This window comes from Ferrovum sp. (assembly GCF_027317285.1).
Taxonomy (GTDB): Bacteria; Pseudomonadota; Gammaproteobacteria; order Burkholderiales; family Ferrovaceae; genus Ferrovum.
This window is the reverse complement of the sequence record NZ_DAHVHV010000056.1, coordinates 1-12,604: the sequence shown is the minus strand read 5'-3', so window position 1 is coordinate 12,604 and position 12,604 is coordinate 1. Positions and strand designations below refer to the sequence as shown.

Genomic DNA, 12,604 nt, shown 5'->3' with positions numbered 1-12,604 from the left:
AACGATTGCAGTGTTGAGGCATACAACCTCCCGTCTGTCATGGTCGAATCGTCCTGTTTTTGTGTTCGGCCCACCCCCGCCACCAGGAAAAATCCGGAAAGGTTGGGAGAGCCGTATGTCTAAAGTTCAGTCTTTTTTAAAACCACAATCGTGGGTGACTTGGCGCAAGGTGGCCCGAATGCCGCCACGATCCAACGGGGTGGTGGCCAGATGTGATTTCTCGAGCCCGCCCTGTCGATTGGGGAAGAGCAACACAGGGTTGCGGTGCGTCTGCCAGAAACGACGCAATACCTGCAAGGTGTTCTCCGGCAATGGAACAAATCTGTCACGATTGCCCTTGGCGTTACGAATCTGCACCCGCATCCGATCTCCATCAATATCGCCGACCTGCAAACTCAGCCCTTCACCCAATCGCAAACCCAGACTGTAAAGGGTGAAGAAAAATACCCGGTAACTCAACACCCGCGTGGCCATAAAAATCTGTTGCGCCTGCGGCACAGTAATAATGTCCGGCAGCGTGTGCGACTTGGGCGGCTTGACCAAATCCGAACCCGGCCAAGGTTTATTCAGCACCTTGGCATAATAGAACTTCAATCCGTACAGAGCGTGTTTGAGCGAACTCCACGACAGCGTATCAACGATATGCGCGAAATAATCGGTCAACTGAAGTTTGGTCAACTCATCAATCCGATAATCAAAATACGCCCCCGCCCGACATACTCCGTTTGCATACACCTTGATGGTTTTAGGCTGCAAACCGCCGAGTCTCAGGCACTTCAGCAGTCGCTGATAGTTTTGTTCGAAATGAACTGGAATTTGTGGCGTCATCGGCTTCATCCTCTTGGTAAAGTACAAAAAATCCCTTTCGGGGTGAGGATGAATTATGATGCTCAATCAACTTGTCGAGGGGATTCTCCGCGATAGCGGCTTCGTTCAACAGCGGGTTAGCAAGAGTCATTCAGGCTAGCGAATTTTTATTGGATTGACGGTCCGCAGTGGGTCGGGTGCTGTCGCTGGTTTCAGGCAATTATGTCTCTCGTCGGTCTAAAGCAGGCATAGCCCCACCGGTTCAATTCCAACCTATTGTTATTGTCCGAACGTACCGCTTTCATACTACAGTGATGGCGGTGAGGGAATTCGTCGACGAGGAGAGACCGCTACCATGATTTACTCGCCCCCCGGGCAGCCTGGGGCCAAGATTCAATATCGGCCCTACTACGACAATTTCATTGGGGGCCGGTGGGTTCCACCGGTACAGGGGCAATATTTTGAGGTGCGGACTCCCATCAATGGCAAAGTCTACACGCGCGCTGCCCGGTCCACGGCGGAAGACATCGAATTGGCGCTGGATGCCGCCCATGCCCGTGCTGCGCGCTGGGGGGGAATGCCCGCTGCCGAGAGGGCCGGTCTTTTGCTCAGGATTGCCGATCGCATGGAAGCCAATCTCGAACTTCTGGCGTATGCGGAAACCGTGGATAACGGCAAGCCCATGCGCGAAACGCTCCGTGCCGACATTCCCCTGGCGATCGATCAGTTCCGTTATTTTGCGGGCTGTGTGAGGGCTCAGGAAGGAGGGATCAGTCAAATCGACCCGGAGACCGTGGCCTACCATTTCCATGAACCTCTGGGAGTCGTGGGGCAAATCATCCCCTGTAACTTCCCTATCCTGTTGGCCGCCTGGAAACTGGCCCCGGCGCTGGGTGCAGGCAATTGCGTGGTGTTGAAACCGGCGGAGGCCACGCCCGTCAGTCTTCTGGTGCTGGTGGAATTGATTGCCGATCTGCTTCCACCTGGGGTGCTCAATGTGGTCAACGGATATGGCCATGAGGCGGGGTTGTCCCTGGCGACCAGCCAGCGCATCGCCAGGATCGCTTTTACGGGGTCCACCTCGACGGGCCGGATCATTGCCCGGGCGGCGGCCGATCACCTGATTCCGGCGACGCTGGAACTGGGGGGGAAATCGCCCAACCTCTTTTTTTCCGACGTTCTGGAGGCGGATGATGATTATCTGGATAAGGCCATCGAGGGACTGGTCCTGTTTGCCTTCAATCAGGGGGAAGTCTGTAGTTGCCCTGCGCGCGCCCTGATTCATGAGTCGATTTACGAGCCCTTCATGGAGCGCGTACTGCCCCGTGTCAGGGCCATCCGTCAGGGTAATCCCCTCGATACCTCCACCATGGTGGGGGCTCAAACGTCCGAGGAGCAGATGACCCGGATTCTGTCCTATCTGGATCTGGGGCGACAGGAAGGGGCAGAATGCCTGGCTGGAGGGCATTCCGTGACGTTTTCCGGCGAACTGGCGGGAGGATATTACATTGCCCCCACCCTGTTTCGCGGGCATAACGGGATGCGAATCTTTCAGGAGGAAATCTTTGGCCCGGTGCTGGCCGTGACCACCTTCAAAGATGAGGCGGATGCGCTGCGGCTGGCCAACGACACGCCCTACGGGCTGGGGGCGGGGGTTTGGACGCGCAACGGAAACAGGGCCTACCGGATGGGACGGGCCATCAAGGCAGGGCGGGTGTGGATCAATTGTTACCACGCCTACCCGGCCCATGCCGCCTTCGGGGGGTACAAGGAATCGGGGATCGGGCGGGAAACCCACAAGATGGCGCTGAATCATTACCAGCAGGTCAAGAATGTGCTGACCAGTTATGGTGAAAAGAAATGGGGGATTTTTTAAAATTCAGAGGGAGGCGCTTGCTTGCCGGTCCGGTTGATGAAACGCCGGGTTCCAGTGAATCAGTTCGTCGGCTTTCATGGGGTAGGCAATGTGATAGCCCTGTCCGGCCTGACAACCCAACTGAAGGAGCAATTGGTACTGTGAAGGGTTTTCGATGCCTTCGGCCACGGTCTGGCAATCAAAGGCGCTGGCCAGGGAAAGAATGCTCTGGATGATGGCCCGATCCGTATCCTTGGAAACCATCCCGTGCACAAAACTTTGGTCGATCTTCAGTTCGCTCACGGGTAACTGCCGCAGATAGGCCAGCGAGGAATAACCCGTGCCAAAGTCATCCAGCGCGACGCCAATGCCCAGGCTACGGCAGGAGCGGATGATTTCCCCCACTTCCTGAATATTGTCCAGAGAGAGTGTTTCCAGAATTTCCAGATTCAGAAGACGCGGGGGCACGGTGGGGTGAGCCCAGACCTGATGAGTCAGGTGATGGATGAAATCGGGGCGTTCCAGGTGGTGGGGAGAAATATTGATGCTGATGGGGATTTCGCGGCCGAGGACCTGCCATTGATGCAGCTGGGCGAAGGCCTGGGCAATGACCCATTCGCCCACTTGGCCATCGAGATGGGTCTGGTTGATGTACGGGAGAAATTCCTGGGGGGAGAGCACGCCGCGTTCGGGGTGATTCCAGCGAATCAGGGCCTCCACGCCCAGCAGTTGTCCATCGGCCAGATCTACCTTGGGTTGATAGAGAAGAAATAATTCGTGGTGTTCCAGGGCATGCTGGAATCGTTTGCGAAACTCCTGTTGCTGGCGCAGCAAGGCGTCCATTTCGGGGTCATAGATCTGGATCTGGTTTTTGCCTGCCTGTTTGGCGGTGTACATGGCTTGATCGGCATGACGCAACAGGGTATCGGGATCATTGTGGTCGAGGGGGTAGACTGTAATGCCCAGACTGGCGCTGAGGGTGATGGGAGGGGCACCCGCGTCCAAAAGGACTGGAAGCGCCAACTGGGCCAACAGGCGCTGCAGGGTGGTCAGGGATTCCTGCGCATCCCGGTAACCGGTCAGCAGCAGCACGAACTCGTCTCCGCCCAGGCGAGCGACCGTGTCTCCCTCGCGCAGGACATTTTTCATGCGCTGGGCCATTTCGATCAGGACCTGATCACCGACCTCATGACCGAGGGAATCATTGATCTGTTTGAAGCCATCGAGATCCAGATAACCCACCACCAACAGACGCTGGGAGCGGGATGACAAGGCCAGAGCCTGCTGCATGCGGTCGGCCAGCAGGACCCGGTTGGGCAAGCCCGTCAGAGGGTCATAATGGGCGATACGTTCCAGTTCCTTTTCATGGTTCTTGAAATTGGTGATGTCGGTAAATACCCCCACATGGTGCAGTACCTGTCCCTGTGCGTCCCGGATCAGCGAGATGGACAGAAGTTCCGCGTAGATTTCCCCGGATTTCTTGCGGTTCCACAGTTCTCCGCGCCAGTTTCCCTTTTCCTGAAGGGTTGTCCAGAGATTCTGGTAGAACTGGTCATCCTGCTTGCCTGATTTCAGGAAACTGGGCGTGTGTCCCACCACCTCGTCCCGGGAATATCCGGTAATGGCGGCGAAGGAAGGATTGACGTCCAGAATGCGGTTTTGGGAGTCGGTGATGAGAATGCCATCCAGACTGGTGTCGAAGACGTAGGCATTAATGCGCAGTTGGGTTTCGACGCGCTTTCGTTCGGTGATGTCATTGAATACGACGAGGGAGCCGGGGCGACCATTGAAGGTGATGGCAAGGTTGGCGACTTCCGCGTCGAAGGGCGTTTCATCGCGGTGGAGCAACTTTTCTTCGATGACCGGATTATCGGCCCCCTTCTCGATGGCCGCAGTCGCCCGTGCCCTGACGATGTCCCGATAGTCGGGGTGAACCAGATCGAGTACGGGGAGGCCCAGCAGTTCCTGGGCCGAAGCGGCATGGAACAGTTGCACCGCTCTCTGGTTGGCAAGACACACCTTGCCCTCCTGGTGGATCAGGATCCCGTAAGGGAGGTACTCGATGAGTCTGCGGAACTCCTTCTCCCGGTGCGCCAATTGGGTGGTGAAAGCCTTGAGTTCGGAAATGTCATAGAACCAGCCCAGCACGGCATTCTGATCATGAAAACGGATGGGCATGTAGGAGGCGAGTACGGTGACCTGTTTCCGGCCGGGGATCAGCAGGTTGATTTCCCGATTCAGGACATTATGGCCTTGTGCCAATTCTTTCAGGATGTGTTCGTATTCTTCGGGGTGTTCGTAGTAGCGCTGGGGGTCATCGCCCAGGGCGACAGGATTATCAATCAACTGGGCATAACGGGGATTGTGGAAAACGACCTGCCGACCCTGATCGATGGCAATGCGCACCGCAATGGGACTGACGTTGAGAATATCGAGCAGGTACTGTTCATCCTCCCGCTCCTTGCCTTCCGACGCACTGATTGAACGATCATTCATGTAAAAGGCTCCTGCCTGCCGGGTCAGTATACCCTTGCGAGCAGCGCATTGTCCTTGAAGTAGATCAATGACGCAAACCGACTGTTCCTCGAAGGGTTGAGGAATTCTTCTTAAGATCGGGCGGTCAAAGGGAGAGGAAGGCGGATCGATACTTCACCGGCACGGTGGGGGGCGCAGTGCGCACGGACGGACGGCGAAATGGTGGATGGTGCGGGTCTCCGGGGCTGGCGTTCAGGACAGGTGGTTCAGGGCGCGAGTCAAATAAAACAGGGCCCCCAGTGCAACGGGATACAGGAAAGAAAATCGGCTCAGGAGGCTGATTTTTTGGGAAGGATGAGAGGGGTGGGTGCCTCGCCGCAACGGATTTTTCGAAGTGGGGGCAGTTTTGGACTGGGCGGTGCGTTTGAAAATAACGGGAATCACGGTGGCCTCCTGGGTTCCGGCCGTTGCAGGGCACGGATCTCATATTGTCGGTCCATTCTATTTCAGCAGGATTAAATCGGACTTAATTCGCAGGGTCAATTTCCCGGTAGCCATTCCCAACTTCGCTGGATGATCGCACAGAGGAGTTTTACCGTTGGGAGGGGGGCCGCCGGTTAAGGGTGTATAGTGGATTGTCGTGAAAGGGAGGGATTATGTGCAATCGCAATGTTGGTGGAATGGATCGGGTGTTACGGATCGTGGTAGGGTTGGTGTTGATCGGCCTGGCTGCCACGCATACGGTGGGCGTATGGGGATGGATCGGGGTGGTTCCGCTCCTGACGGGGGCCATTGGCTGGTGTCCGGCCTATCGCCTCCTTGGGATCAAGACCTGTTGCACCAAACCTTGAATCGAGGGACTCTCACCTTCCAAGCAGGGCATTGAGGCGATGGGTGTCGCAGTGGAGGGCGATCAGGTCGGCGAGGCGCTCCAGGTCGTTGTGGCGCTTTTCCTGGCGACTGGGCGCCGTTTCCGGAGCATTCAGCCCTGCCCAGTTCAGAAGTGCCCGTCGCGCATCGGGGTGGTCGAACAGTCCGTGCAGGTAAGTGCCGAGGAGTTGACCGTCCGCGCTGAGGGTTCCCTCCCCTTCGAGGTGTGGGGGATTCGGTGCGGGATCCGGCGCGTGGGGAGTGTCTCCGCCCAGAAGGAAGGCGGGTCTTTCCAATGCCGGGCCGTGGCTGGTGCCCGCGTGAATTTCATATCCCTCTACGGGAACCCTGGGTGCCCAGGTACAGTATCCGGTCCGGTGACGGAGGATCTTGTGGGGGCCCAGGGTGGTTTCCAGATCCAGCAGACCCAAGCCGGGGCTGGACCCCGCGCTTCCTTCCAGTCCCAGGGGGTCGTGAAGGGCTTTCCCCAGCATCTGAAGGCCACCACAGATCCCGATGACTTTGCCTCCATAGCGCAGATGATGATGCAGTTTCGATGCCCAACCCTGGGCGCGGAACCAGGCCAGATCCGCCGCCACGGCTTTTGAACCGGGCAGGCAGATCAGGTCTGCTGCGGGAAAGGGTTGCCCCGCCCCGATGAAATGCAGGTTCAGGTCCGGCAGCAGACGTAATGCGTCAAAATCCGTGGCATTGGAAATACGCGGGAAGGCGGGGACGATGATGCGTCCTCCGGAACCCCGGGCGCGTTCCGATGTGGGCAGGGCGTCCTCTGCATCCAGGGTGAGATCGGGCAGGTAAGGGAGGACCCCCAGGACGGGCAATCCCGTTTCCCGTTCCAGCCAGTCCAGACCGGGCTTCAGGAGGGTCAGGTCGCCACGGAACCGGTTGATGATGAACCCTTTGACGCGTGCCCGTTCCGCGGGTGCGAGGAGGGCCAGGGTTCCGATCAGGTGGGCAAAGACTCCGCCCCGGTCGATGTCGGCCACCAACAGGACCGGGCAATCTGCGGCTTCGGCAAACCCCATGTTCGCGATGTCATTTTCCCTGAGATTGATTTCTGCAGGGGAGCCCGCTCCCTCCACCAGAACCACCCGATGTTGCTGTGCGAGACGTTCATGCGCCGCCAATACGATGGGGAGAAGTTCGGCCTTGTAGTTCTGGTAGGCTCCCGCTTTCAAATGCGCCGCCACTTTTCCCAGGACAATGACTTGTGCGCCCTGATCGGTGACGGGTTTGAGAAGAACGGGGTTCATGTCGACATGAGAAGGGATCCCGCAGGCGAGGGCCTGAAGTTCCTGGGCCCTGCCGATTTCGCCTCCTGCCGCCGTGACGGCGCTGTTGAGGGCCATGTTCTGGGGCTTGAAAGGGGCCACGGAAACGCCCTGGCGTTTCAGCCAGCGTCCCAGCGCGGCAACCACCGTACTTTTGCCCGCATCGGAGGTGGTGCCCTGAATCATCAGGGAGTGGGCACGGGTCATGACATTCCGGTTCCGTGCTTGAAACTTGAAAGTCCCTTGGCCAGATGTTGCCATGCCAACTCGTTTCCGGGCAGTCCGAAGCGCAGTCCGTAATTTTTCGGGAAGTGCCGCACCCAGATGCCTTGATGGGCCAGATGGTCCTGCAGGGGCTGTGCCTGGGAGGCCATGACCCATTGGAACAGTGCGGTGCCTCCCTGGGGTGGAAACTGACTGCGGGTCAGTAATTCACGCAGGCGCTCACTTTCCCGGATCAGTTTATGCCTCATCGATTCCTGCCATGAAACATCGCGCAAAGCCTGGATGGCCAGCCATCGGGAGGGGCCGGAAATCGTCCAGGGACCCAGCGCATCCTCCAGCACCTCGAGCAGTGAGGGGGAGGCGCCGACAAAGCCGACACGGGCACCTGCCAGGCCAAAAAATTTGCCCAGCCCGCGCAGCACGATCAAACCCGGCGGCAGTTCCTTTCGGGCGAACCCGGGAAGCGTGGAGAGCAGGCTGTCCGTCGGCGTTGCATCCATAAAGGCCTCATCCACGATCAGCCAGCCTCCGTGCGCCGCAAGTTCGGCATGCCAGGCCCATAACTTGTGCAGTGGGGTCACTTCGCCGGTGGGATTGTTGGGGTTGACCACCACCAGGACATCGATGGAGGATAAATCCTGTCCCGCACTCCAGGGAACGACCTCATGGCCCTGTCTGGTCCAGCAGGCTGCGTGTTCGGCATAGGTGAGGGGCTGTATGGCGACGCGACTGCGGGGGCGCAGGGTGGGGAGCATCTGCAGGGCGGCTTGCGTCCCTGCAACGGGCAACCCCTGGGGGAATCCGAAATGCTGACAGGCCGCGCTCTTCAGGCCATCGTCCGCGCCCGGCAGGGCGTGCCACTGCTCCTCCGGAACGGGAGGGACCGGCCAGGCGTGGGGGTTGATCCCGGTGGACAGGTCGAGCCAGCGCCCGGCGGGACGCCCGAAGCGCTGAATCGCCAGAGTCAGATCTCCGCCATGTTCAAGCATGGGACGACAGTGACCAAAGTGGGGGCACCCAGGTCACGACCATGGCCAGGAGGGCCCAGAGGATGGCGCCGTGGCGCACGAGCGCCAGACTGCGGTCGATGTCGCCGCGTTGTGGTGGGCGTCCGCAGCCCAACGGGGGGCGTTCATGCCATTCCCCCCCATAGCAGGCCCACCCGCCCAACCGGATGCGCAACGCTCCTGCACCGGAAGCCATGACCGGTCCTGCGTTGGGGCTGTCCCAGCGGGGGGCTTGTCGGGACCAGCAGGCGAGTGCATGACGGAATTTGCCCAGCACGGCGTAGGTAAAGGCGGTGAGACGGGCCGGTGCCCAGTTGAGGAGGTCATCGAAACGGGCCGTTGCCCAGCCAAAGTGTCGATAACGCATCGACTTGTAGCCCCAGGTGGCATCCAGGGTATTGGCCAGGCGGTAGAGAATCACCCCGGGCGCACCGCCCAACCAGAACCAGAACAGAGCCCCGAAGACCCCATCGTTCCCATTCTCCAGAACCGATTCGCAAGTGGCCGGAAGAATCGACAGGGTCGCTTCATCCCGGCTGACGATGGCTGCCGTGGCCTGTCGCGCCGCCTTTTCGTCCTGACGGTCGAGGGCCTGGCAAATGGGACGAACATGGTCGTGCAGACTGCGTAAGCCAAGGGCGAAGTAGAGTGCCCAAAGGGAGAAGGCAGTGCCCCATCCATGGGCGAGATGGCTCAGGATCAGGCTGATGCCAACGGGCGGTGCAAGGGTCATGGCCAGGGTGAATACGCCCCGCACACGGCTGGGGGCATAGGTGTGGCGTTCCACCCACGCCGCCCAGCGGCCAAACCCCACCAGGGGATGCCAGCGCCTCGGCTCCCCCAGCAGACCGTCGAGAACGAGAGCCCCTGCCATCAGGGAGGAGGGGTGACTCAGAAGATTGGGCATCATGGATCAATACGCGGGAGGGGTTCCCCCCACGCCGGCGGGCCAGTGGTTTTCAAAGAGAACTTCATCGAGGCGCAAACGTTGTCCCCAACCCGAGCTTTCCAGCAGGGGACGCGCATAAAATTCGCGGACCTGTCCAATGCATAACAGGGCGACGGGGCGAGATCCGGGGGGCAAAGCCAGGAGTTGGGCGAGGGCATCCGGCTCAAAGAAGGAGACCCATCCCAGGCCGATGCCTTCCGCGCGGGCGGCCAGCCACATGTTCTGGATGGCGCAGCCCACCGAGGCAAGATCCATGTCGGGCAGGGTGCGGCGCCCAAACAGGTGTCGTTCCCGTTCGGGCATCAGCACGACCGCCAGAACCTCGGCGCATTCCCTCAGACCTTCTACCTTCACTTTCAGAAAATCCTCGGTACGGGAGGGCAGGGCCTGGGCCGTGGCCAGGCGTTCTGCTTCCACCAGTTGCCGGATGTTCTGGCGCTGGGCAGGGTCCGTGATGCGAATGAAGCGCCAGGGCTGCATATAGCCCACGGAGGGGGCGAGGTGGGCGGCTTCCACCAGACGTTCGAGTAATCCGGCAGGCAATGGGTCGGGCAAAAAATGACGCATGTCGCGACGTTCGCGCAGGGCACGCCAGAGCGCTTCCCGTTCGGTCGGCGTATAGGCGTGGGCCGGAAGGGTATCTTCACACGGGGGCGAGACGGGAGTCATAGGGCATTTCCCAGAAAAAATTGCGCGGCTGCGCGTGGGTTGGAAGGAAAATAACTGTGCAGATAGGTGGCCGTCAGGCCATTCTTGCAGTACACCGCTTCTCCTTCCTCCTGTTGGGCATTCCGGGCATGCGTGGTGGGCGGCAACGTCGTCTCGAGGCGAGAGTAATGAAAAGTATGGCCGCGCAGTTCTCCCTGAGGGGTCTGCAGGGTTTGCAGGCCCAGGCCAGCCAGGCGGGGTTGAACGGTGGCCGTGCCGGGAATGAGGCCCACCAGGTCGGCCTGGGCCCCTTCCTTCGAGATCAGTCGTTGCGTCAGGTAGGTCATGCCACCGCACTCCGCCAGGATGGGTTTGCCGGCCTCATGGTGGTGACGGATGGCGGTCATGCAGTGGGCATGGGCGGCGAGAGACTTCAGATGTAACTCAGGATACCCGCCGGGTAACCACAGCGCATCGCAGGGGGGCAGGCGGTCTCCCTGCAGCGGTGAAAAAAAGGATAACTGCGCACCCAGGGTGCGCAGCAGCGCGAGGTTGGCGGGATACAGGAAGGAAAAGGCGTGGTCCCGGGCGATGGCAACGCGCAGGCCATCCAGCCAGGGCTCGGGCGGAGCCGACGGGGTGGGGGACGGGAAGGTCATGGAAGGCAACTCGTCGAAGCAGCGCAAGGTCTCGGGAAGAGCCAGGGCGGCGTGGGCGAGGCGCGCTTCCAGGTCAGGCAATTCGGCGGCTTGTACCAGTCCGAGGTGACGTTCCGGCAGGGTCAGGGCAGGGTCGCGCGAAATGGAACCCCACCAGGCGAGGGAGTCGGGCAAACTGGAAGCCAGCAACCGGGCGTGGCGGGGACTCCCCACACGGTTGGCCAGCACGCCGACAAAATCGAGACGTGTGTCATAGTTGCTCAGCCCCAGGGCCAGGGCGCCAAAGGTCTGGGCCATGGCCGAGGCATCCATGACCATCAGCACCGGAAGCCCGAGGAGTGCGGCGAGGTCCGCCGAGGAAGGGGTGCCGTCGAACAGGCCCATGACCCCTTCCACCAGAATCAGGTCGGCATCCTGGGCTGCTTCTGCCACCTGTTGACGGCATTCTTCCTCTCCCATCATGAAGAGGTCGAGGTTGATTGCGGGATGTCCGCTGGCCTCGCTCAGGATCATCGGATCCAGAAAATCCGGACCGGTTTTGAATACCCGTACCCGTTGCCCTGCCTGGCGGTGGTGCCAGGCCAGGGCGGCCGTGATCAGGGTTTTTCCTTGACCGGAGGCGGGTGCGGCAATGAACAGGGCGCGGGTCATGGCCTAGAGGTCGATCCCCGGTTGCGCCATGATGCCCGCACGAAAGGCATGCTTGATGTCGGCAATTTCGCTGACCGTGTCCGCAGCCGCACACAGGGCATCAGGCGCCGCGCGCCCCGTCACCACCACATGCTGATGGGCCGGTCGGGAAGCAAGGGCGGACAGGACTTCTTCCAGCGGCAGGTATCCATACTTGAACAGATAGGTCATTTCGTCCAGGACCACCAGATGGACGGCCGGGTCGCTCAGGGCCGCGCGTGCCTTGTCCCAGCCTGCCCGAGCCGCGGCAATATCCCGTTCCCGACTCTGGGTTTCCCAGGTAAAGCCTTCTCCGCATTGTTCCCATCGAAGGTTTGGCTGGCGCTGGAAGAAGGTCTGCTCGCCCGTATCGCCTTTTCCCTTGATGAACTGGAACACGGACACTGTCATTCCATGGCCCAGAGCCCGGGCGACCATGCCGAAGGCCGAACTGGACTTGCCCTTGCCGTTCCCGGTCAGGACCAGAAACACCCCGCGCTGTTCGCTGGCGCGGGCAATGGCGGCATCCACCACGGCTTTCTTTCGGGCCATGCGTTCCGTATGACGCTGAGAACGCTCGCTTTCTTCACTCATTTGGAAGCCTCATGGAAAAAAATTCCCGGTCCGGGGAAGAGTCTCCCTCGAGCGTGCAGGGAAAAGCCGGGGAACGAAAAGCCCCATGAGCCGCCGGTTGAAATGACATCATCAGCATGAACACTGCCTCCCCGCAGTATTTCCGATGCGCCAGGATATCTGGCGACTTGGTGCGTGGGGCCGGTCTCCGGGCTTGTTTCCTCACTTCACCGTCTTCCCGGTTCTGCGGCGCCAACCAACAGGACCAGTGACATGGGGGTGAAGCCGTCGAAACTTACCGTTGCGGGGGCAGCACAGGGTTTGCACCTGTTTCCCGTTTCACCCTCTTCGTGGACTCACGATTCGGGCACCCCAAATGTGAAACCAATCACATTTTCAGGGGGGATTGTAGCATGGGGTGGGGGGATGATATAAGATGGTGGGCGGGTACAGGGCGTGAGGGCGGCGTTCTCATAATCTGTATTCATGTTTTGAACATTAGGAGTCGTTAAGAAATTACTGTAACAAATAAACAGGGGGTGGTATATTGTCGTCATGGAGATTGAAGACGACGA

General features: G+C 59.8%; 11 protein-coding genes and 1 riboswitch. Of the genes, 2 read left to right on the top strand and 9 right to left on the bottom strand.

Annotated elements, in window-relative coordinates; translation table 11 throughout:
• Positions 1-126 precede the first annotated feature (126 nt).
• Entirely contained in the window at positions 127-828 is a 702-nt protein-coding gene (locus M6F29_RS10055) for a tyrosine-type recombinase/integrase (protein WP_298159304.1), read from the bottom strand.
• Positions 829-1,162: 334 nt separating this feature from the next.
• Here M6F29_RS10055 and M6F29_RS10050 point away from each other — a divergent pair, with 334 nt between their 5' ends.
• Entirely contained in the window at positions 1,163-2,683 is a 1,521-nt protein-coding gene (locus tag M6F29_RS10050; protein WP_298159301.1) for an aldehyde dehydrogenase family protein, read from the top strand.
• 3 nt (positions 2,684-2,686) lie between these two features.
• On the opposite strand, the gene M6F29_RS10045 is transcribed toward M6F29_RS10050, so the two are convergent.
• Positions 2,687-5,158: a sensor domain-containing protein gene (locus M6F29_RS10045; RefSeq protein WP_298159298.1), complete on the bottom strand. Its 2,472-nt coding sequence runs from the start codon at positions 5,156-5,158 to the stop codon at positions 2,687-2,689.
• 231 nt (positions 5,159-5,389) lie between these two features.
• Entirely contained in the window at positions 5,390-5,581 is a 192-nt protein-coding gene (locus M6F29_RS10040) for a hypothetical protein (protein ID WP_298159295.1), read from the bottom strand.
• A gap of 212 nt (positions 5,582-5,793) precedes the next feature.
• Between M6F29_RS10040 and M6F29_RS10035 the strand changes: the two genes are divergently transcribed.
• Positions 5,794-5,988 (top strand): YgaP family membrane protein, encoded by a 195-nt coding sequence (locus tag M6F29_RS10035; protein ID WP_297478782.1) that lies wholly within the window; start codon positions 5,794-5,796, stop codon positions 5,986-5,988.
• Between the two features lie 12 nt (positions 5,989-6,000).
• On the opposite strand, the gene M6F29_RS10030 is transcribed toward M6F29_RS10035, so the two are convergent.
• The 6 genes from M6F29_RS10030 to cobO are packed head-to-tail and all read right to left on the bottom strand — an operon-like array spanning position 6,001 to position 12,050.
• Positions 6,001-7,506 (bottom strand): cobyric acid synthase, encoded by a 1,506-nt coding sequence (locus M6F29_RS10030; protein ID WP_366525993.1) that lies wholly within the window; start codon positions 7,504-7,506, stop codon positions 6,001-6,003.
• Positions 7,503-8,513, bottom strand: a complete 1,011-nt coding sequence (gene cobD, locus M6F29_RS10025) for a threonine-phosphate decarboxylase CobD (protein WP_298159287.1) — start codon at positions 8,511-8,513, stop codon at positions 7,503-7,505. Before cobD ends, M6F29_RS10030 begins: the two co-directional genes overlap by 4 nt.
• Positions 8,506-9,441, bottom strand: coding sequence for a CobD/CbiB family cobalamin biosynthesis protein (locus M6F29_RS10020; RefSeq protein WP_298159285.1), 936 nt, complete (start codon positions 9,439-9,441; stop codon positions 8,506-8,508). Before M6F29_RS10020 ends, cobD begins: the two co-directional genes overlap by 8 nt.
• Positions 9,442-9,444: 3 nt before the next feature.
• Positions 9,445-10,149: a 5,6-dimethylbenzimidazole synthase gene (bluB, locus tag M6F29_RS10015; RefSeq protein WP_298159283.1), complete on the bottom strand. Its 705-nt coding sequence runs from the start codon at positions 10,147-10,149 to the stop codon at positions 9,445-9,447.
• Positions 10,146-11,438, bottom strand: coding sequence for a cobyrinic acid a,c-diamide synthase CobB (locus M6F29_RS10010; protein ID WP_298159280.1), 1,293 nt, complete (start codon positions 11,436-11,438; stop codon positions 10,146-10,148). The genes bluB and M6F29_RS10010 overlap by 4 nt, the downstream gene beginning before the upstream one ends.
• A gap of 3 nt (positions 11,439-11,441) precedes the next feature.
• A complete protein-coding gene (gene cobO, locus M6F29_RS10005; protein ID WP_298159277.1) occupies positions 11,442-12,050 on the bottom strand; it encodes a cob(I)yrinic acid a,c-diamide adenosyltransferase in 609 nt (202 codons plus the stop codon).
• A 161-nt stretch (positions 12,051-12,211) separates the two neighbouring features.
• Positions 12,212-12,419: riboswitch (cobalamin riboswitch) on the bottom strand.
• Between the last annotated feature and the right edge of the window lie 185 nt (positions 12,420-12,604).

Coding starts and splice junctions, on each gene's coding strand:
- M6F29_RS10055 (WP_298159304.1), bottom strand. CDS start 828: ATGACGCCACAAATTCCAGTTCATTTCGAACAAAACTATCAGCGACTG.
- M6F29_RS10050 (WP_298159301.1), top strand. CDS start 1,163: ATGATTTACTCGCCCCCCGGGCAGCCTGGGGCCAAGATTCAATATCGG.
- M6F29_RS10045 (WP_298159298.1), bottom strand. CDS start 5,158: ATGAATGATCGTTCAATCAGTGCGTCGGAAGGCAAGGAGCGGGAGGAT.
- M6F29_RS10035 (WP_297478782.1), top strand. CDS start 5,794: ATGTGCAATCGCAATGTTGGTGGAATGGATCGGGTGTTACGGATCGTG.
- M6F29_RS10030 (WP_366525993.1), bottom strand. CDS start 7,506: ATGACCCGTGCCCACTCCCTGATGATTCAGGGCACCACCTCCGATGCG.
- cobD (WP_298159287.1), bottom strand. CDS start 8,513: ATGCTTGAACATGGCGGAGATCTGACTCTGGCGATTCAGCGCTTCGGG.
- M6F29_RS10020 (WP_298159285.1), bottom strand. CDS start 9,441: ATGATGCCCAATCTTCTGAGTCACCCCTCCTCCCTGATGGCAGGGGCT.
- bluB (WP_298159283.1), bottom strand. CDS start 10,149: ATGACTCCCGTCTCGCCCCCGTGTGAAGATACCCTTCCGGCCCACGCC.
- M6F29_RS10010 (WP_298159280.1), bottom strand. CDS start 11,438: ATGACCCGCGCCCTGTTCATTGCCGCACCCGCCTCCGGTCAAGGAAAA.
- cobO (WP_298159277.1), bottom strand. CDS start 12,050: ATGAGTGAAGAAAGCGAGCGTTCTCAGCGTCATACGGAACGCATGGCC.